18 protein-coding genes are annotated in these 20076 nt (G+C 53.2%); 5 read left to right on the forward strand and 13 right to left on the reverse strand.

Annotation, left to right across the window (positions count from 1 at the left end; all coding sequences use genetic code 11):
• Together gspE and hofC are read left to right on the forward strand one after the other, a co-directional pair.
• Positions 1–1386: a type II secretion system protein GspE gene (gene gspE / locus HV237_RS19770; RefSeq protein ID WP_047358328.1), complete on the forward strand. Its 1386-nt coding sequence runs from the start codon at positions 1–3 to the stop codon at positions 1384–1386.
• Positions 1376–2578 (forward strand): protein transport protein HofC, encoded by a 1203-nt coding sequence (hofC, locus tag HV237_RS19775; RefSeq protein ID WP_046275368.1) that lies wholly within the window; start codon positions 1376–1378, stop codon positions 2576–2578. Before gspE ends, hofC begins: the two co-directional genes overlap by 11 nt.
• Positions 2579–2633: 55 nt before the next feature.
• Here the strand turns inward: hofC and HV237_RS19780 are convergent, their stop codons facing one another.
• On the reverse strand, positions 2634–3677 hold the full coding sequence (locus tag HV237_RS19780) for a GMP reductase (protein ID WP_019078378.1): 1044 nt from the start codon (positions 3675–3677) through the stop codon (positions 2634–2636).
• 225 nt (positions 3678–3902) lie between these two features.
• Here HV237_RS19780 and coaE point away from each other — a divergent pair, with 225 nt between their 5' ends.
• The 3 genes from coaE to yacG are packed head-to-tail and all read left to right on the forward strand — an operon-like array spanning position 3903 to position 5470.
• Positions 3903–4523 (forward strand): dephospho-CoA kinase, encoded by a 621-nt coding sequence (gene coaE / locus HV237_RS19785; RefSeq protein ID WP_046275369.1) that lies wholly within the window; start codon positions 3903–3905, stop codon positions 4521–4523.
• On the forward strand, positions 4523–5266 hold the full coding sequence (zapD, locus tag HV237_RS19790; protein WP_016151705.1) for a cell division protein ZapD: 744 nt from the start codon (positions 4523–4525) through the stop codon (positions 5264–5266). The genes coaE and zapD overlap by 1 nt, the downstream gene beginning before the upstream one ends.
• A 9-nt stretch (positions 5267–5275) precedes the next feature.
• Positions 5276–5470 carry a DNA gyrase inhibitor YacG gene (yacG, locus tag HV237_RS19795; RefSeq protein WP_016151704.1) on the forward strand — a complete coding sequence of 65 codons (195 nt, stop codon included), beginning with the start codon at positions 5276–5278 and terminating at the stop codon, positions 5468–5470.
• 88 nt (positions 5471–5558) lie between these two features.
• Here the strand turns inward: yacG and mutT are convergent, their stop codons facing one another.
• The 12 genes from mutT to murD form a co-directional block, all read right to left on the reverse strand.
• Complete coding sequence (mutT, locus tag HV237_RS19800; RefSeq protein WP_046275370.1) at positions 5559–5948, reverse strand: 8-oxo-dGTP diphosphatase MutT; 390 nt, start codon at positions 5946–5948, stop codon at positions 5559–5561.
• Between the two features lie 56 nt (positions 5949–6004).
• Positions 6005–8710: a preprotein translocase subunit SecA gene (gene secA, locus HV237_RS19805; protein WP_016151702.1), complete on the reverse strand. Its 2706-nt coding sequence runs from the start codon at positions 8708–8710 to the stop codon at positions 6005–6007.
• Between the two features lie 60 nt (positions 8711–8770).
• Complete coding sequence (secM, locus tag HV237_RS19810; RefSeq protein WP_029139762.1) at positions 8771–9277, reverse strand: secA translation cis-regulator SecM; 507 nt, start codon at positions 9275–9277, stop codon at positions 8771–8773.
• A 284-nt stretch (positions 9278–9561) separates the two neighbouring features.
• Entirely contained in the window at positions 9562–10479 is a 918-nt protein-coding gene (gene lpxC, locus HV237_RS19815) for a UDP-3-O-acyl-N-acetylglucosamine deacetylase (protein ID WP_006686706.1), read from the reverse strand.
• A 100-nt stretch (positions 10480–10579) separates the two neighbouring features.
• On the reverse strand, positions 10580–11731 hold the full coding sequence (ftsZ, locus tag HV237_RS19820) for a cell division protein FtsZ (RefSeq protein WP_003018753.1): 1152 nt from the start codon (positions 11729–11731) through the stop codon (positions 10580–10582).
• Positions 11732–11917: 186 nt separating this feature from the next.
• Positions 11918–13180: a cell division protein FtsA gene (ftsA, locus tag HV237_RS19825; protein WP_003018755.1), complete on the reverse strand. Its 1263-nt coding sequence runs from the start codon at positions 13178–13180 to the stop codon at positions 11918–11920.
• On the reverse strand, positions 13177–14010 hold the full coding sequence (gene ftsQ, locus HV237_RS19830; protein WP_003018758.1) for a cell division protein FtsQ: 834 nt from the start codon (positions 14008–14010) through the stop codon (positions 13177–13179). The genes ftsA and ftsQ overlap by 4 nt, the downstream gene beginning before the upstream one ends.
• 1 nt (position 14011) lies before the next feature.
• Positions 14012–14932 (reverse strand): D-alanine--D-alanine ligase, encoded by a 921-nt coding sequence (locus HV237_RS19835; protein ID WP_046275371.1) that lies wholly within the window; start codon positions 14930–14932, stop codon positions 14012–14014.
• Entirely contained in the window at positions 14925–16400 is a 1476-nt protein-coding gene (gene murC / locus HV237_RS19840) for a UDP-N-acetylmuramate--L-alanine ligase (RefSeq protein WP_046275372.1), read from the reverse strand. Before murC ends, HV237_RS19835 begins: the two co-directional genes overlap by 8 nt.
• Before the next feature lie 51 nt (positions 16401–16451).
• On the reverse strand, positions 16452–17519 hold the full coding sequence (gene murG / locus HV237_RS19845; protein ID WP_047358329.1) for an undecaprenyldiphospho-muramoylpentapeptide beta-N-acetylglucosaminyltransferase: 1068 nt from the start codon (positions 17517–17519) through the stop codon (positions 16452–16454).
• Entirely contained in the window at positions 17516–18760 is a 1245-nt protein-coding gene (ftsW, locus tag HV237_RS19850; RefSeq protein ID WP_016155689.1) for a cell division protein FtsW, read from the reverse strand. Before ftsW ends, murG begins: the two co-directional genes overlap by 4 nt.
• Positions 18760–20076 carry a UDP-N-acetylmuramoyl-L-alanine--D-glutamate ligase gene (gene murD, locus HV237_RS19855; protein WP_016151695.1) on the reverse strand — a complete coding sequence of 439 codons (1317 nt, stop codon included), beginning with the start codon at positions 20074–20076 and terminating at the stop codon, positions 18760–18762. The genes ftsW and murD overlap by 1 nt, the downstream gene beginning before the upstream one ends.

Here is a 20076-nt window from a genome sequence, read left to right on the forward strand (position 1 = left end):
ATGAATACCACCCAACTTACGGCGCTGTGCCAACGTCATCAGGGAATATTACTGGATGCAGACAATGAAGTGGTGCACATCGCCGTCGTGGACGCTCCATCCCACGAATTGCTGGACGCACTGCATTTTGCCACCACCCGACGTATCGACATCGTCTGCTGGACGCGTCAACAAATGGAAGGCCACACGCATACGCCACAGAAAATGCTCCCGGCAGTGGTCACGAAAAGCAGCGCCAGCGCAGCAGATTTGCTGAATCAGACGTTTCAATCCGCGCTGGTGCAACGGGCTTCTGATATTCATTTTGAACCAGCGGAAAATCACTATCGAATCAGATTACGTGTGGATGGCGTACTGCATGCTTTACCGGACGTCACGACCGAGATGGGTATCGCCATCACTGCCAGACTAAAAGTTTTAGGCAGTCTGGATATTGCCGAGCACCGACTTGCGCAAGACGGCCAATTTACCGTTGAAATTTCAGGAGAGCCGGTCTCGTTTCGCATCGCCACCCTGCCCTGTCGCTTTGGCGAAAAAGTGGTGCTACGGCTACTGCATCAGGTCGATCAAGCGCTGGAAATCACCGCGCTGGGAATGCAGGACGCGCAGCTGGCAGCATTTTCACAAGCGTTGCAGCAGCCTCAGGGGCTGATTCTGGTCACCGGACCGACCGGAAGCGGTAAAACGGTCACGCTGTATAGTGCGCTGCAGACCCGAAACACTCAGGACGTTAACCTCTGTAGCGTGGAAGATCCAGTCGAGATCCCGATCGCAGGTCTTAACCAAACACAAATTCATCCACGTGCCGGCCTCACTTTTCAGGGAGTATTGCGCGCGCTGCTGCGTCAGGATCCCGACATTATCATGGTGGGTGAAATCCGTGATGGCGAAACGGCTGAAATAGCCCTTAAAGCCGCACAAACCGGTCATCTGGTTCTATCAACACTGCATACCAATTCCACCACAGAAACACTAATACGCTTGCAGCAAATGGGGGTTGCACGCTGGATGATCGCCTCCGCGCTGACGCTCGTCATTGCGCAGCGGTTGGTGAGAAAATTGTGTCCCCATTGCCGACAACGTCTGGAAACGCCGATCATGCTCCCGGAAGCGATCTGGCCTACGCCACTGCCTCGTTGGCAGGCTCCGGGCTGCCAACATTGCTATCACGGATTTTATGGCCGTACGGCATTGTTTGAAGTTCTCCCCGTGACACCTGCATTGCGCCAGAGCATCGCCAACGGTACGTCCGTAGACGGAGTGGAATCGAATGCTCAGCAACTGGGGATGAGCACGCTTTTCGAAAATGGTTGCAAGGCCGTCGAACAAGGGTTAACAACATTTGAAGAGTTGGTACGCGTACTGGGCATACCCCATGTCAGCTAAACTGCTTTGGCGCTGGCAAGGTATTAGCAACGAAGGTAATCCACTGGAAGGCGTACTTTGGGCCGATACCCGCCCCTCATTGATGCTTGCTCTCGAGCAACGGCATATCACGCCGCTGCGCATTAATCGTATGCGTGTCAAAGCCTCACACTGGAGCCGTGAAAAAAGCGCTGAAACCATACATCAACTGGCGACGTTGCTGAAAGCAGGGCTAACACTCTCGGCAAGTTTAGCTTTGCTGGCTGAACAGCATCCCAGCAGCCAATGGCAAGCGCTACTGCGCACGCTGGCTCACGATATGGAACAGGGTATTTCTCTCTCCACCTCGCTATCTCAGTGGCAACACGTTTTTCCGCCTCTTTATCAGGCAATGATCCGTACCGGAGAGCTTACGGGTAAGCTGGACGACTGCTGCTTTGAACTCGCTCGCCAGCAGAAGAATCAACAGCAACTGGCGGATAAAGTTAAAAAAGCCCTACGCTATCCGATATTCATCATCACGATGGCAGTGATGGTGGTATTCGCGATGCTGCAGTTTGTACTCCCTGAGTTTGCCGCCATTTACCAGACGTTTAACACCCCGCTACCAGTACTCACTCAGTGGATTATTGCCATCGCGCATTTTAGCAGCCAATGGGGATGGCTGGCGGGAGCATTCAGCCTGATAGCGGTTGCAGCATATCACCTGATGAAGCAGCAGCCATACTGGCTCACTCTGCGCCAGAAATTGCTGCTCGGCTTCCCGGTCATAGGGCCGATGGTGAGAGGGCAAAAACTCACGCAGATCTTCACTGTTCTGGCGTTAACGCAAAATGCAGGTATTCCTTTTCTGCAAGGTCTTGAGAGCGTCACTGAAACGCTGGCCAACCCTTTCTGGTCACAACGCTTAGCGCAGGTACATCAAGATATCAGCGCCGGAAAACCGGTCTGGTTAGCGCTAAAAAATTGCGGTGAATTCAGCCCATTGTGCATACAGTTGGTCAGAACAGGTGAGGCTTCCGGCTCGCTGGATACAATGCTGCGTAATCTCGCCCATCACCACGGCGAGAAAACATTGTCTCAGGCAGAGAATCTAGCTGCGCTACTCGAGCCTGCGTTACTGGTCATTACGGGGCTGATAATCGGTACGCTGGTCGTTGCGATGTATTTGCCGATTTTTCATTTAGGAGATGCGATGAGCGGGGTGGGATAAATTCAAATGCCGGATGGCGCACAGCTTATCCGGCATGTCATAGTACTACCTGTTCTTACAGGCTATTGAAAACGCGGTTTTCTTGTTCCTGTACACGAATAAACGTTGTACGTTTGGTCAGTTCTTTCAGGCGAGATGCACCGACATAGGTACAGGCAGAACGCAGGCCGCCAAGGATATCGCGTGCAGTATTATCAACCGGGCCACGCAGAGGCAACTTAACTGTTTTACCTTCCGCAGCGCGGTATTGTGCAACACCACCGACGTGACGCGTCATGGCTGATTCAGAGCTCATGCCGTAGAACAGCATGAATTTCTCACCGTTCTCTTCAACAATTTTGCCGCCGCTTTCTTCATGACCGGCCAACATACCGCCGAGCATAACGAAGTCCGCGCCACCGCCGAACGCTTTTGCCACGTCACCCGGCATTGTGCAGCCGCCGTCACTGACAATCATGCCGCCCAGACCGTGAGCTGCATCGGCACATTCAATAACCGCAGAAAGCTGTGGGTAGCCAACGCCGGTTTTTACACGTGTGGTACATACAGAACCCGGGCCAATGCCGACTTTAACAATGTCCGCGCCGGAAAGTACCAGCTCTTCACACATTTCTCCAGTAACCACATTGCCCGCACAAATTGTTTTTGTCGGCCATGCTTCACGCGCTTTCGACACAAACTGAACAAAATGCTCTGAGTAGCCATTTGCCACATCAATGCAGATAAAGTTCAGCGCCGGGTTGAGCGCCAGAATCTGTTTGGTTTTTTCGAAATCTGCATCAGAGGTGCCGGTTGAAACCATTACGTGTTTGAGCACATCAGCAGAGCTCTCTGCGATGAAAGCAGTCCAGTCTTCAACAGAATAGTGTTTGTGCACCGCAGTCAGGATGTCGAAGGATGCCAGCGCCGTTGCCATGGCAAACGTCCCGACAGTGTCCATGTTCGCGGCAATAATCGGTACGCCGGACCAGGTCTGACCTGAGTGCTTAAAGGTAAATTGACGTTCCAGCTCAACATCGGAACGGCTTTTGAGAGTAGAACGCTTAGGGCGGATAAGAACGTCTTTGAAACCTAACTTCAGATCTTCTTCGATACGCATGTGCGGATTCCTGGGGTTAATGGCGAAAAATCGAAACTCACAACTCCAGTGACGCTATCATACGCACTAATCAATGCCGCGCAAGACTGCGAAATTCTCTTTTTTTACGCTACAATCCCATAAATTTACCTGGCGAATAGTAGGTTAATCCTGCAGCAGCCTCGCCGTCGCACGCTTAACTTTTAACTGTTTGATAATCAAACTTAAACTCCAGGATCTGCATCTATGAGGTATACGGTAGCCTTAACCGGCGGCATTGGCAGTGGTAAAAGTACCGTTGCAAATGCGTTCGCTGACCTCGGAATAAACGTCATTGATGCAGATATTATTGCGCGCCAGGTGGTTGAACCCGGTACCCCAGCCCTTAAGGCGATCGAAGAACATTTTGGTACCGAAGTTATAGCTACCGACGGATCGTTGCAGCGACGCATTTTACGCGAACGCATTTTTTCCAGTCCTGAGGAGAAAAGCTGGCTGAATGCCTTGCTCCATCCGCTTATTCAGCAGGAAACGCAGCGCCAGTTTCAGCAAGCAACCTCCCCTTATCTGTTGTGGGTTGTACCTTTGCTGGTGGAAAATTCGCTGTATAAAAAAGCCAACCGCGTACTCGTGGTGGATGTTACCCCCGAGACACAGCTCAGACGCACTATGCAGCGCGATGACGTCACGCGTGAGCATGTTGAACAAATTCTTGCTGCCCAGGCAACGCGCGAAGCGCGTCTGGCCGTGGCAGACGATGTTATTGATAATAATGGCGCACCGGAGGCCATCGCCTCGGATGTCGCCCGCCTGCACGCGCTCTATTTGCAATGCGCGTTGCAGTTTGTCTCACAGGAAAAACCGTAATGCACACCCAGGTCCTTTTTGAACACCCTCTCAATGAGAAGATGCGTACATGGCTGCGCATAGAGTTTTTAATCCAACAGCTCTCCGTTAATGTACCCATAGCGGACCATGCAGGCGCACTGCATTTTTTCCGCAACATCGGAGACTTACTGGATGTATTTGAACGCGGCGAAGTCCGTACCGAACTCCTCAAAGAGCTGGAAAGACAACAGCGTAAACTCCAGGCCTGGGTTGAAGTTCCCGGCGTCGATCAAAACAGGATCGACGCATTGCGCCAGCAGTTAAAAAGCGCGGGCAGCATTCTGATTTCGGCTCCGCGTATTGGACAGACGCTGCGCGAAGATCGTCTGATTGGCCTTGTACGTCAGCGTTTAAGCATTCCTGGCGGATGCTGTAGCTTCGATCTGCCGACCCTGCATATTTGGTTACATCTACCGCAGTCGCATCGCGACGCGCAGGTTGAAACATGGCTTGCAAGTCTGAATCCGCTCAATCAGGCACTGTCGCTGGTGCTGGATTTAATTCGCAACTCTGCGCCATTCCGTAAGCAAACCAGCTTGAATGGTTTTTATCAGGACAACGGCGAAGATGCCGATCTGCTTCGCTTGCAGCTGCCGCTTGATTCGCAGCTTTATCCGCAAATTTCTGGTCATAAGAGCCGCTTTGCTATTCGCTTTATGCCGCTGGATAGCGAGAATGGCCAGGTGCCTGAGCGTCTCGATTTTGATCTGGCGTGCTGTTAAGGAGTCAACATGTCTGAACAAACCATCGTCAACTGCCCAACCTGCGGCAAACCCGTAGTGTGGGGTGAAGTCAGCCCGTTTCGCCCATTCTGCAGCAAGCGCTGCCAGTTAATCGATCTGGGTGAGTGGGCCGCAGAAGAGAAACGTATCCCAAGCTCTGGTGATCTGTCGGAAAACGACGACTGGAGTGAAGAGCAGAAGTAATTCAGCTAAAACGTAGGGCGGGCAAGCGTAGCGACCCCGCCCTAATTTGCCGGATGGTGGGGTTGCCTAATCCGGCCTACGAACACCTTTATCCAGCAATCAGCTTTTCAATTACCGGCGCATTCGCAGGCGGAAAATCTTCTGCATTCAGAGCATCTTGCGCAATCCACTGCGCCGGTTGCCCCTCTTTCCCCCACGGTTCGCCTTCCCAGCTTTCAACCAGCCAGAACCACAGAGTGATATGCCGGTCCGGAAACTGGTACTCCAGCTTTTCGAACAGTGAGCTTTGAGTCGGCGTAATGCCTACTTCTTCCTGTAACTCGCGAATCAGCGCCTGCTCCGGCGTTTCGCCCGCTTCAATTTTCCCGCCGGGGAACTCCAGCTTATTTGCCATGTGGGCATCAGCCGCACGCTGGGTTATAAAAATTTCATGGTGCTGGTTGCGAATAATCCCGACGGCGATCTGCAGTATTTTCATCTTTATCGTCCATAAAAAAGGCGCAGAATTCTGCGCCTTTTCAGTAAGTTATTTTCTTAACTCAGGCGGCCATGACACTGTTTGTACTTTTTCCCGGAACCGCAAGGACACGGATCGTTACGACCCACTTTACGATCGCCAGTTTGTGCTGCCAGCTCTTCTGCCGCGGCAGAATCGTCACCTTTATGGCTCAACTGCTGCATCTGCGCTAAACGTTCAGCGTCTTCACGACGTTGCTGCTCCATCGCTTCTACTTCTTCAGGCATACGTACCTGAACTTTGCTCAGGGTACTGATCACTTCGTACTTCAGTGATTCCAGCATTGATGCAAACATAGAGAAGGATTCACGCTTGTATTCCTGCTTCGGATCTTTTTGCGCATAACCACGCAGGTGAATACCCTGACGCAGGTAATCCATCGCCGCAAGGTGCTCTTTCCACAGAGAATCGAGAGTTTGCAGCATCACGCCTTTTTCGAAGTGACGCATCATCTCCGCGCCCACAACTTCTTCTTTACGCTGATAAACTTCGATGGCGTTTGCCAGAATACGTTCGCGCAGCGTTTCCTCATGCAGCTCAGGCTCTTTATCCAGCCACTCTGAAATAGGCATTTCCAGATCGAAGTCGTTTTTCAGACGTTCCTGCAGACCCGGGATATCCCACATTTCTTCCAGAGACTGCGGTGGAATATAGGCATCAATTGTCGCTTTGAAGACATCCTCACGGATGCTATTAATGGTTTCGCTAACGTCAGTGACGTCCAGCAGTTCGTTACGCTGGGTGTAGATTGCGCGACGCTGGTCATTGGCAACGTCATCATATTCCAGCAATTGCTTACGAATATCGAAGTTGCGGCTTTCTACTTTACGCTGCGCGTTTGCAATCGCTTTAGTCACCCACGGGTGTTCAATTGCTTCACCAGGCTTCATGCCCAGTTTACGCATCATGCCGGACACGCGGTCAGAAGCAAAAATACGCATCAGCGCATCTTCCATCGACAGATAGAAACGAGAAGACCCCGCATCCCCCTGACGACCAGAACGACCACGCAGCTGGTTATCTATACGACGAGATTCGTGACGCTCGGTACCGATAATATGTAAACCGCCTGCAGCTAACACCGCATCATGGCGAACCTGCCACTCGGCTTTGATCTGCGCGATTTGTTCTGGAGTCGGGTCCTCCAGCTCGGCAATTTCCGCCTGCCAGCTACCACCCAGCACGATATCGGTACCACGACCCGCCATGTTTGTCGCGATAGTCACGGCGGACGGATAACCCGCCTGGGCGACGATTGCGGCTTCGTTGGCGTGGAACTTGGCGTTCAGAACGTTGTGTTTGATACCCGCCTTGTTCAGCTCATTAGAAACCACTTCCGATTTTTCAATAGAGATAGTACCAACCAGCACCGGCTGGCCATTTGCGGTACGCTCTTTAATATCTTCAATGATCGCCTGAATTTTTTCCGCTTCAGTCATGTACACCAGATCCGGTAAATCCTTACGGATCATCGGGCGGTTGGTCGGCACAACCACGGTATCCAGTTTGTAGATGGAGCTGAATTCAAAGGCTTCAGTGTCTGCTGTACCGGTCATACCAGCCAGTTTTTCGTACAAACGGAAGTAGTTCTGGAAGGTAATAGATGCCAGCGTCTGGTTCTCGTTTTGGATATCTACGCCTTCTTTGGCTTCAACAGCCTGGTGCAGACCATCGGACCAGCGGCGGCCCTGCATAGTACGACCGGTGTGTTCGTCAACGATGATAACTTCGCCGTCTTTCACGATATAGTCAACGTCGCGGGTAAACAACACGTGCGCGCGCAGTGCAGCAGTCACGTGGTGCATCAGCATAATGTTGCCCGGAGAGTACAGCGACTCGCCCTCATCCATAATGCCTTCGTTAACCAACAGCTCTTCAATCAGTACCAGACCACGTTCGGTCAGGTTGACCTGGCGCGCTTTCTCATCAACAGAGAAGTGGCCTTCCCCCTGGAACGTGTCGGAATCGTCCTTCTCCTGACGAATCAGGTGCGGGATGATTTTATTCACTTTTTTATACATTTCCGAGCTGTCTTCAGCCGGACCGGAAATGATCAGCGGCGTACGCGCTTCATCGATCAGGATGGAGTCGACTTCATCGACCAGCGCATAGTGCAGTTTACGCTGAACGCGCTCTTCCGGGCTAAACGCCATGTTGTCGCGCAGGTAGTCAAAGCCGTATTCGTTGTTGGTACCGTAAGTAATATCGGCATTGTAGGCTTCACGCTTGGCTGGCGCAGGCAGGCCAGACATGTTGATACCCACGGTCATGCCGAGGAATTCAAACAGCGGGCGGTTATTTTCGGCGTCACGCTGAGCCAGGTAGTCGTTCACGGTAACCACGTGTACACCTTTCCCGCTTAAGGCGTTGAGGTAGGCTGGCAGCGTTGCGGTCAGGGTTTTACCTTCACCGGTACGCATTTCCGCGATGCAGCGATCGTTAAGCACCATACCACCCAGCAGCTGTACGTCGAAATGACGCATGCCGAACACACGCTTACTCGCTTCGCGGACCACCGCGAACGCTTCCGGGATCAGGCTTTCAACGCTGGCGCCTTTTTCCAGACGGGCGCGGAATTCAGCGGTCTTCGCTTTCAGTTCATCATCGGAGAGTTTTTCCATCTCCGGTTCCATTGCATTGATGACATTGACCACTTTACGCATACGACGCAGCGTACGCTCGTTACGGCTACCGAATACTTTTGTTAATAATTTGATTAGCATAATAAAATCTCAAACGCCCCGCGGTGCGGAGTCAAAAATTATAAGTTGGAAGGTTCTTTTTTAGCTGAGGCGTTGAGGGCCAGCACGGATACCCTGCAGCTGGCTGATCCAGACCGGAACGCTAAATGCGGCCTGAGAGGTAAAATGGGCATATGTCACGCGACTCACGGTCGCGGGCGGTCTGCCTTCTTGCGTCAGCATCGCGCTGAGCGTATTCAGTAACGCAAGATGGTGCGCCTGGATTGGCAACGGCTCTTCGGCAACAGGCAGCGCCTGAGGAGCCATGGCAAAAGAAAGATGGCGAATGACCGTACGAATGGCATGCTGATGCCAGTAGTCAACGGTAAAATTCGGGCGGCGATTGGTCGCCTCCAGCAAAGCAAGCTGGCTAAAGTTAACTTTGGCAGATTGATCGTGATTGCTGGCGGTCGCCTTCGCGGGAGTATTAGGTTCAGCAGCATTACCGAGCGCAGGCAGGCCAAAACTAGCCGCGACCATCCCCAACAGGAGATGCGGCCAGAAGTACCGTCTGCCTAACTGTCGCCAACGCGTCAGTATTCCACTCACGTTATTGCCACCTGATATACCCTGCGTTTGGGGTTACAAATGCAAAACCATTTTTTTGCGCATAAATATTACCATTAAAGCGTACGCTCCACAGCAGTAATGACAGCAAGTCGCGGGTAAATATGCTTAAGAAAGCAGCGATCGAACGGTGTTTTAATCTGTTGGTGGGGAAAAAGTCGCTTCAGATAAGGTGGTTTTGCAATCGAAAGATAAAAAACGACTGGCTCACCTGGCCGGAGAGAGTGCCAGATTTACCAGTCGAATTTATGCGACAGCGTATGTCGTTATGCCAGTACAGTCGAAGGTGCTTTGAACGCCAACGGCAGTTCTGCATCGTCCTGGAAGGTCACATATTCCCAGGCTTCCTGTTTTGCCAGGACTGCCTGCAATAGTTTGTTATTCAGTGCATGACCGGATTTATACGCGGTGAATGCACCAATAATGTTGTGACCACACATGAACAAGTCACCAATCGCGTCGAGCATTTTGTGACGAACGAATTCGTCTTCAAAACGCAGGCCGTCTTCGTTCAATACGCGATAATCGTCAACAACGATGGCACAATCGAAGCTGCCGCCCAGGCACAGGCCGCGGGACTGCAGATATTCGATATCACGCATGAAGCCGAAAGTACGCGCGCGGCTGATCTGGCGCATGAACGCATCCGCAGAGAAGTTCATCGCGTAGCGCTGCGTGCTGGAGTCGATCGCCGGATGGTTAAAGTCGATGGTGAAATCCAACGTAAAACCATTATACGGCTTAAACTCAGCCCACTTATCGCCATCTTCGACACGAACGGTCTCTTTGATGCGAACAAATTTTTTGGCGCTGCTCAGTTCTTCAATACCTGCATCAAGCAGCAGGTAAACGAACGGAGCGGCACTGCCATCCATAATCGGGATTTCCGGGGCGTTGACTTCAATAACGATGTTATCGATACCTAAGCCCGCCAGAGCAGCATTAAGGTGCTCTACGGTTGAAATCCGCACATCATGCTCATTGACCAGACACGTACAGAGCATGGTATCACGCACAGATTTGGCATCGGCCGGGAAATCTACCGGAGGATTCAAGTCGGTGCGACGATAGATGACCCCGGTGTTGGCCGGCGCAGGGCGTAATGTCAGGGTGACTTTTTTGCCGGTATGCAAACCGACGCCAGTCGCCTGAACGATACGTTTAAGAGTCCTTTGTTTGATCATCGTATAATCTCGCCAAATTACCTATCCAACCGAAGTGTACTATACATTCGGTGGGCCAGTTTAGCACAAAGAGCCACAATTCCCAAATTCCAGCTAATTCTTAATCAGCTTGCTTACGCAGGAATGCAGGGATATCCAGATAATCCGGCTCTTTCGTGGTTTGCGGCGTATTGTCGTTAACCACTTTCGCTACCGGTTTCTGCTCTTGCGTCAACGGCGCCATGCCGTGCTGCTGGTAACGATCCATTACCGGCTGCTGTACCTGTTTGTTGGTCACCAGAGTGATTTCAGGACGCTTGTCCATACCAATTCCAGTCGCAACAACGGTCACGCGCAGTTCGTCGTTCATATCCGGGTCCAGAGAGGTACCGATAACCACAGTTGCGTTATCCGATGCAAAGGCACGAATCGTGTTACCCACGGTTTCGAACTCATCCAGACGCAGGTCGAAGCCCGCAGTAATGTTAACCAGCACTCCGCGTGCGCCGGACAGATCGATATCTTCCAGCAGCGGAGAAGAGATAGCCATTTCAGCCGCTTCTTCTGCACGGTCTTCACCGCTCGCCACGCCAGAACCCATCATCGCGTAGCCCATTTCGGACATCACGGTGCGTACGTCTGCAAAGTCGACGTTCATCAGGCCCGGACGAGTAATCAGTTCAGCGATACCCTGGACTGCGCCTTTCAGCACGTCGTTCGCTGCGCCAAATGCATCCAGCAGGGAGATACCACGGCCCAGTACTTTCAGCAGCTTGTCGTTCGGGATAGTGATCAGAGAGTCCACGTGTTTGGACAGCTCGGTGATACCCTGCTCCGCGAATGCCATACGCTTCTTGCCTTCAAAGTTGAAAGGCTTAGTCACGACAGCAACGGTCAGGATACCTAAATCTTTTGCGACTTCAGCTACCACTGGCGCTGCACCGGTACCGGTACCGCCGCCCATGCCAGCTGCGATAAACACCATGTCTGCGCCGTCAAGCGCTGCGCGCAGAGCTTCGCGATCTTCGTCTGCCGCATTACGACCGACTTCCGGGTTTGCACCCGCGCCCAGACCTTTGGTGATGCCGCTACCAATCTGAATGGTCTGTCCAACCGCCGTTTTACGCAACGCCTGAGCGTCGGTATTCACCGCGAAGAATTCAACACCTTCGATGCGCTCACGCACCATGTGTTCAACGGCATTACCGCCGCCGCCACCGACGCCGATGACTTTAATCACCGCGTCGTTGGTTAGTTCCATAGGTTCAAACATAGTTTCTCTCTCCGTTTTACACTTCATCCTTCAAGCCGCCTCTTTGTTGGCTGCCTTCACTCACTCCCGTGACATAGTAAACTATGCTCCAGGAGATTCGCTCAGTTGCCGCCGCGATGCAACTTGAATGACTTTGTGTAGTGCCTGTCGCCTGAGACCGTTAATTTGCGTCGGTCTCTTTAAAAATTAAAACTCTTTACGTAACCAGCTATTCAGTCGCTTGATCCACGATCCGACCGAGGCAGTTACGCGCTTTTCTACTTCAGCCTCACCACTTAAATGGGATTCTTTCCCGTAGTGCAGCAGCCCCACCGCCGTTGAATAATACGGCTCCTGGGCATAATCCGTCAGACCGGTAATATTCAGCGGTGCGCCAATACGTACTTGTGTATGGAACACGCGCTGTGCGCAGGCCGCAAGACCTTCAATTTGCGCAGCACCGCCGGTTAACACAATCCCCGCCGCCAGATGATGTTTCACACCCTGCTGGCGAAGCTGTTCTTGTAATTGCAAAATTTCTTCGTTGACCAGGTTGAGCAGCTCGGTATAACGCGGCTCAATGACCTCTGCCAGAGTCTGACGTTGCAGGCTACGCGGCGGACGACCACCAACGCTTGGCACTTCAACGCTCTCGTCTTTACCCACGATGGAACCCAGTGCGCAGCCATGACGCACTTTGATGGCTTCAGCATCGCTCGGCGGCGTACCAAAGGCATACGCGATATCGCTGGTCACGACATTCCCTGCATAAGGGATAACTTTAGTGTGGCGCAACGCCCCGCCAGTATAAACGGCGATGTCCATTGTACCACCACCAATATCCACCACGCAGACACCCAGTTCACGTTCATCTTCCGTCAATACGGAATAACTGGCTGCCAACCCGGCAAAAATCAGTTGGTCAACTTTCAGACCACAACGTTCAACGGCTTTGACAATATTCTTCGCCATGTCGTTGTGGCAGGTAATAAGATGGACTTTTGCCTGCATACGCACACCGGAAAGACCGACCGGATTTTTGATACCTTCCTGGTAGTCGATGGCGTATTCCTGCGGGATGACGTGCAGAACACGATGTTCATCGCGAACGCGTACGGATTTTGCCGTATGTACCACGTTTTCCACATCTTCCTGCGTCACTTCCTCTTCGGAAATGGGCACCATACCAATTTCATTCTGACAGCTAATATGTTTACCGGAAAGCGCCAGATACACTGAAGAGATCTGGCAATCTGCCATCAGTTCAGCCTGGTCAATGGCGCGCTGTACGCACTTCACCACTGACTCAAGGTCATTCACCCCGCCTTTATCCATACCTCGCGATGGGCAACTGCCCACGCCAATGATATTGACCATACCGTCGGGCAGAACTTCCCCTACTAAAGCGGCTACCTTCGCGGTGCCAATCTCCAGTCCAACTACCAGTTTTCTGTCCGTCGCCTTGATCATTGTTGTTCTGCCTGTGCCTGATTCTGTTGCTGATTAGATTCCTCAGGAGGCAAGGGAACCCAGCCTACTGCCGCTCCTGAGTCATAACGCAAATCAACGTAGCTAATCCGTTTGCCATCGGTTTGCGCCTGCTGCTGTAAAACCGGGTAGAGTTCCACAAAGCGAGCCAAACGTTTTATCGTATCGCCCCTGCCCAGATTCAGCTTAATATCGTTATTCAGCGTCAACTGCCAGGAACGACGAGCGGTCATTGCCGCTTCCTTCAGGGTGAATCTGTCCTTAGCCAGCACCTGCCCCATATCGCGGAACCCTTGCAGCACTTCACTTGCGCTGCCTTCCGGTCCGTACAACATAGGTAATACCTGCTTATTAGCCCGACCGGTTGGGACACTGAAGGTATTTCCTTCAGCATCCACCATATGTTGGTCATTCCAACGCGCTATTGGCACATATTCAACCAGATGAATCTTCAATTCATCAGGCCATTGCTTTCTGACGCTCGCCTGTTTGATCCAGGGGAGGCGTTCAATCTGGCTCTGGATGATGTTCACATCCTGAGTCATAAATGTTCCCGGAGCGCCCAGCGCCAGGATGGACTGACGGATATCATCATTGCGCGTGTAATGCCGTTCACCGGTTAACACCAGTTTTGACAATGGCAGGCGCTGCGCATCTTCCATCCATCCCAACACTACCCAGCCGCTGACAAACACGGTGCACAGCACTGTCAGCAGGAACAGTATTCCTGCAAGACGCGTTCCATTATTGCGGCGTGAGGAGTTTACTTCTTCTTCATCACCGTTTCGCGTGTTCAGCGCAGCCTGCGACATATCAGTCCGCCAACTCCAGAATTCTTACCACCAACTGCGAGAAGCTCAGGCCCGCCTGACGCGCCGCCATCGGCACCAGGCTGTGGCTGGTCATACCCGGAGAGGTATTCGCTTCCAGCAGATAAAACTGGCCATCGCTGTCCAGCATGACGTCAATGCGACCCCAACCTTTACAGCCCAATGCAGTCCACGCTTTCAGGACTAATTCCTGTAAAAAGGCTTCTTGTTCGACTTCCAGACCAGCAGGGCAGAAATATTGTGTCTCATCAGAGAGATACTTCGCCTCATAATCATAGAAGGTTCCCGCGGGTTGGATACGTATTGACGGTAAAATTTCTTCGCCAAGTATCGCAACTGTAAATTCCGGGCCACTGAGCCATTTTTCAATCAGTACTTCTTCATCATGCTGAAAAGCCAATGCTAATGCACCCTGCAAAGCATTTTCTTCTTCAACTTTTGACATCCCTACGCTGGAACCTTCACGGCTTGGCTTTACAATCAGCGGCAAGCCTAACGCAGAAATTTTTGTAACTGCTTCATCGCTAAGACCTTTTTCGAACTCAGCGCGGGTCAGCGCAACCCATGGGGCGACGGGTAAACCTGCGCCCTGCCACAGCAGCTTGCTGCGCAGTTTGTCCATGGAAATCGCGGAAGCCATGACGCCGCTGCCGGTATACGGCAGGCCAATCAGCTCCAGCATGCCCTGCAATGTGCCATCTTCACCGCCACGACCATGCAGCGCAATAAACACCTTCTGAAACCCCATAGATTTCAAAAGAGTGACATCGACCTCTTTAGGGTCAATCGGATGGGCATCTACACCACCTTCGCGTAACCCTGCCAATACGGCCGCGCCTGAATTCAGCGATACTTCACGTTCAGCGGAGGTTCCCCCTAACAGGACCGCGATTTTATCAGCCATGTTGTTCTTCCTCCGGGTTTTGCGGCTTCAGTTTGATTTCAGCTAAGGAACGCGCGATTTTGCCGATATTTCCAGCGCCCTGCACCAAAATCAGATCGTTGCCGGTTAATACGGGTGCCAGCATTTCTGCCACCTGGGCCGGATCGGATACCAGAATCGGATCGATCTTACCGCGGCCACGAATCGTACGGCACAACGAGCGGCTGTCGGCCCCCGGAATCGCGGCTTCGCCCGCGGCATACACATCCAGCATCAACAGCGCATCGACCTGGGTAAGCACGTTGGCAAAGTCGTCGTACAGATCGCGAGTACGCGTAAACCGGTGCGGCTGGAACAGCATCACCAGGTTTTTGTCCGGCCAACCCGCGCGCGCGGCTTTAATCGTAGCGTCCACTTCCGTTGGGTGGTGGCCATAATCATCAACCAGCATCGCGGTCCCGGCTTTACCGTTCACCGGCTCAAGCGGGAATTCGCCGAGGAAGTCAAAACGACGTCCGGTACCCTGGAAACTTTCCAGCGCGCGCAGAATAGCGTCGTCTTCAATACCTTCTTCCGTCGCGACCGCCACTGCCGCCGCCGCGTTCAGTGCATTGTGACGACCCGGCGCGTTTAACGTAACACGTAAATCGGCTATCCCCTGACGCACCAGCGTGAAGTGTCCTTGTGGACCAATCTGCTGGTAATCTTCAACGCGCACATCGGCATCATCACTGAAACCATAGGTTGTGGTTTGACGGCCAACTCGCGGTAACAGTTCGCGGATAACCGGATCGTCAACGCACATCACCGCACGACCATAAAACGGCAAGTTATGCAGGAAATTAATAAACGTCTGCTTTAAATTTTCGAAGTCGCCATGGTAGGTATCCATGTGGTCGGCTTCGATATTGGTGACAATCGCCACCATTGGCTGCAAATGCAGGAACGACGCGTCGCTCTCGTCCGCTTCAGCAATCAAATAACGGCTATGACCCAGGCGCGCATGCACGCCTGCAGCCTTCACCAGACCGCCGTTGACAAAAGTGGGATCCAGACCCGCTTCCGCGTAGATGCTGGAGACCATTGCCGTGGTCGTGGTTTTACCGTGCGTCCCGGCAATAGCAATACCGTGACGAAAACGCATTAACTCCGCCAGCATTTCAGCACGACGAATCACCGGAATACGTGCTTCATGCGCTGCAACAATTTCCGGGTTATCCGCAGAAATAGCGCTGGATACCACCACCACGCTCGCATCGCGCACGTTTTCCGGGCGATGGTTGAAGAAAATCGTGGCACCCAGATTCGTCAACTGCTGCGTCACAGGATTCGGCGCTAAGTCAGAACCGCTGATCTGATAACCTTCATTGGCCAAAACTTCGGCAATACCGCCCATACCAGCACCACCGATGCCGACAAAGTGAATGTGCCGAACGCGACGCATTTCGGGCACGATGGAACGCAGTTTTGCCAGTTGTTGTGTATTCATTCTTTAGCCATTAACTTCTTAGTTCATGCGATGCAAAAGGCATCACCACAATTACGCCCGGGCAGCCCGGCTCACTTCATTTGCAACGCGCTCTGTGGCATCCGGTATGGATGCGGCGCGCGCACGTTCTGCCATGGTTAATAACGTTTCTCGCGACCACCCGGCAAGGGTGCTGGCGACGGCCTCCACAGTAAACTGCGGCTGCTCCAGAATTTTGGCGGCGCCCTCTTTCTCCAGCGGCAGCGCATTCCAATACTGCTGTCTGTCTTTGTGCTGGAACGGCACAAACAGCGCAGGCAAACCTGCGGCGGCAATTTCGCTCACCGTCAGCGCGCCTGAGCGACAAACCACGACATCAGCCCACGCGTAGGCCGCTGCCATATCATCAATAAACTCAGTAACCTTGTGCTGCGGTTGTCCCGCGTCGGCATACGCCTGTTCAACGGTCTGCTGCGCGCCTTTGCCGCTCTGATGCCAGATAGTCACCGCGCCGCCAAGCTTTGCGGCAACCTGCGGCATCGTCTGGTTCAGTACGCGTGCGCCCTGAGATCCCCCGACGACCAATACACGAACCGGACCTTCACGCCCGGCCAGACGCGCTTTTGGCAACGGCAGCGCCAGCACGTCAGTGCGCACCGGGTTACCTACCACTTCCGCATTCGGGAAAGCACCAGGAAAAGCCTGCATCACCGTAGTGGCAATCTTCGCCAGCCATTTGTTAGTTAATCCCGCAATGCCGTTCTGCTCATGCAGTACAACCGGAATACCTAATGACCAGGCCGCCAGACCGCCAGGGCCAGACACGTAGCCGCCCATACCCAGCACCACATCGGGTTTAAACTGCTTCATGATGGCGCGCGCCTGACGCCAGGCATTAAAAATACGCACAGGTGCGGCAAGCAGCGCATTGACGCCTTTACCACGCAAACCGGAGATACGAATAAAGTCAATTTCAATGCCGTGTTTCGGCACTAAGTCCGCTTCCATACGATCGGCGGTGCCCAGCCAACGAACCTGCCAGCCCTGGGCCATTAAATGGTGCGCGACCGCCAGCCCCGGGAACACATGCCCGCCGGTACCGCCTGCCATCACCATTAACCGCTTCGGTTGACCACTCATCGTGCACCTCGTGTAAACGCCTGGGCTTTTTCCAGACGCGTTTCATAATCAATACGTAACAAAAACATGATGGCCGTCGACATAATCAACAAACTTGAACCACCATAACTGATCAGCGGCAGCGTCAGACCTTTGGTTGGCAGCATACCCGCCGCCGCACCGACGTTTACCAGTGCCTGGAAGCTAAACCAGATCCCGATTGAGCAGGCTAAAAAGCCTGAAAAACGGTGGTCAATTTCCAACGCCTTACGGCCAATCGACATCGCGCGAAAAGCGACGAAGAATACCATTAAAAGTGCCAATACCACACCGATATAACCCAGCTCTTCCCCAATGATGGCGAAGATGAAGTCGGTGTGCGCTTCTGGTAAATACTCCAGTTTTTGGACTGAATTACCTAAGCCCTGCCCCCAAACCTCACCGCGACCAAATGCCATCAGGGATTGCGTCAGCTGGTAGCCACTGCCGAACGGATCTTCCCATGGGTTCCAGAAGGAGGTTACGCGGCGAATACGATACGGTTCGGCAAGGATCAGCAGCACGACCGCTGAAATCCCCATGCCGATAATGGCAATGAACTGCCACAGTTTCGCTCCGGCGAGAAACAGCATCGCCAGGGTAGTGACAAACAGCACTACCACCGTACCAAGGTCAGGCTGTGCCAGCAGTAAAATAGCCAGCACCAGGATCACGCCCATCGGTTTTAAGAAACCGCGCAGGTTGTTACGCACTTCATCAACTTTACGCACCAGGTAGTTGGCGAGGTAACAGAACAGCGACAGCTTGGTAAATTCCGCAGGCTGAATACGCAGCGGCCCCAGCGCAATCCAGCGCGACGCCCCGTTAACGGAGCTACCCACCACCAGCACAATCAGCAGCATGATGATCGAGGCTATCAGCATCGTCGTACTGTACTTTTGCCAGAACTCCATCGGCAGACGCAGCGTCACCATCGCCAGACAGAAGGCGAGGAAGATGTACAGTGCATCACGCTTAGCAAACAGGAAAGGATCGCCCGCCAGACGTTGTCCTACGGGCATCGATGCCGATGTCACCATCACAAAACCGATCGCTGCCAGACCAAAGGTCAACCACAGCAGCATGCGGTCATACATAATCAGGCTGTCCGCGTCTTTATCACGCGAAGCCATCACCCAGCCTTTAAGTGCCGCGAAGACCCACGCCAGGACACCCAGTCCCGGTAAGCGCGGCATTCTCAGACGAGGGAGAGATAAGCGCATCAACCCAACTCCTTCGCCAGGCGGGTAAAGACGTCACCGCGTTGCTCAAAGTTCTTGAACTGGTCGAGGCTGGCGCAGGCGGGCGACAGCAGCACCATATCGCCCGACTTCACGCGCGGTGCGAGCAGACGCATTGCCTGCTCCATGGTTTCAGTTTGTTCCGTAACGTCAGGTCGCAGAGCAGCAAGCTGCGCGCCATCGCGACCAAAGCAATACAGACGAATGTTGTCGCCGGTCAGGTATCGTTGCAGCGGCGTAAAGTCAGCGGATTTCCCGTCTCCCCCCAGCAACAGGTGCAACGTACCGTCAACGTGCAGGCCATTCAGCGCGGCTTCAGTGCTGCCGACATTGGTGGCTTTAGAATCGTTAATCCAGCGCACGCCGTTGTGCTCAAGCACAGTCTGGAAACGGTGCGCCAGACCGGTAAACGTGGTGAGCGCTTTCAGGCTCGACGCCCGCGGCAGACCTGCGGCATCCGCCAGCGCCAGCGCAGCCAGGGCGTTGGTATAGTTATGCTGACCGGAAAGCGTCATCTCTTTCACGTTAAGAACTTTTTCACCCTTAACTCGCAGCCAGGTTTCGCCCTGCTGACGGTTCAGGTGATAGTCACCCATGTTGATGCCAAAGCTCACGCAACGCTCATCCGCCCCGCGAACCGGCATGGTCAGCGCATCATCAGCGTTGACCACACACACTTTCGCGTTTTCATAGACGCGCAGTTTGGCCGCACGGTACTGCTGCAAGCCAAACGGATATCTGTCCATATGGTCTTCGGTGACGTTCAAAATGGTAGCGGCTACGGCTTGTAAGCTTGAGGTCGTTTCCAGTTGGAAGCTCGACAATTCCAGAACATACAGCTCACGTTCGTCATCCAGCAGCATCAGCGCGGGCAGGCCAATATTACCGCCAACCCCCACGTTCACACCGGCCGCTTTCGCCATCTCACCTACCAGCGTAGTGACTGTGCTTTTCCCGTTGGAACCGGTGATCGCGACGATCGGTGCCTGTGCTTCGCGACAGAACAGCTCAATGTCGCCGACAATTTCAATTCCCGCATCGGCGGCGGCGCTCAACGAAGGATGCGCCAGGGCAATACCAGGGCTGGCGACAATAAGATCAGCGGCCAGCAGCCAGTCATCATTCAGGCTGCCAACATGACGCTCAACCGCTTCCGGTAATTTGTCCAGGCCCGGCGGCGTCGCGCGGGTATCCATTACGCGCGGCGTCACGCCACGCGCCAGGAAGAAATCCACGCAGGACAGCCCGGTCAAACCCAGACCGATAATGACGACTTTTTTACCCTGGTAATCAGCCAT

The organism is Citrobacter sp. RHBSTW-00570 (assembly GCF_013739755.1).
Lineage (GTDB): Bacteria > Pseudomonadota > Gammaproteobacteria > Enterobacterales > Enterobacteriaceae > Citrobacter > Citrobacter braakii.

Coding starts and splice junctions, on each gene's coding strand:
- gspE (WP_047358328.1), top strand. CDS start 1: ATGAATACCACCCAACTTACGGCGCTGTGCCAACGTCATCAGGGAATA.
- hofC (WP_046275368.1), top strand. CDS start 1,376: ATGTCAGCTAAACTGCTTTGGCGCTGGCAAGGTATTAGCAACGAAGGT.
- HV237_RS19780 (WP_019078378.1), bottom strand. CDS start 3,677: ATGCGTATCGAAGAAGATCTGAAGTTAGGTTTCAAAGACGTTCTTATC.
- coaE (WP_046275369.1), top strand. CDS start 3,903: ATGAGGTATACGGTAGCCTTAACCGGCGGCATTGGCAGTGGTAAAAGT.
- zapD (WP_016151705.1), top strand. CDS start 4,523: ATGCACACCCAGGTCCTTTTTGAACACCCTCTCAATGAGAAGATGCGT.
- yacG (WP_016151704.1), top strand. CDS start 5,276: ATGTCTGAACAAACCATCGTCAACTGCCCAACCTGCGGCAAACCCGTA.
- mutT (WP_046275370.1), bottom strand. CDS start 5,948: ATGAAAATACTGCAGATCGCCGTCGGGATTATTCGCAACCAGCACCAT.
- secA (WP_016151702.1), bottom strand. CDS start 8,710: ATGCTAATCAAATTATTAACAAAAGTATTCGGTAGCCGTAACGAGCGT.
- lpxC (WP_006686706.1), bottom strand. CDS start 10,479: ATGATCAAACAAAGGACTCTTAAACGTATCGTTCAGGCGACTGGCGTC.
- ftsZ (WP_003018753.1), bottom strand. CDS start 11,731: ATGTTTGAACCTATGGAACTAACCAACGACGCGGTGATTAAAGTCATC.
- ftsA (WP_003018755.1), bottom strand. CDS start 13,180: ATGATCAAGGCGACGGACAGAAAACTGGTAGTTGGACTGGAGATTGGC.
- ftsQ (WP_003018758.1), bottom strand. CDS start 14,010: ATGTCGCAGGCTGCGCTGAACACGCGAAACGGTGATGAAGAAGAAGTA.
- HV237_RS19835 (WP_046275371.1), bottom strand. CDS start 14,932: ATGGCTGATAAAATCGCGGTCCTGTTAGGGGGAACCTCCGCTGAACGT.
- murC (WP_046275372.1), bottom strand. CDS start 16,400: ATGAATACACAACAACTGGCAAAACTGCGTTCCATCGTGCCCGAAATG.
- murG (WP_047358329.1), bottom strand. CDS start 17,519: ATGAGTGGTCAACCGAAGCGGTTAATGGTGATGGCAGGCGGTACCGGC.
- ftsW (WP_016155689.1), bottom strand. CDS start 18,760: ATGCGCTTATCTCTCCCTCGTCTGAGAATGCCGCGCTTACCGGGACTG.
- murD (WP_016151695.1), bottom strand. CDS start 20,076: ATGGCTGATTACCAGGGTAAAAAAGTCGTCATTATCGGTCTGGGTTTG.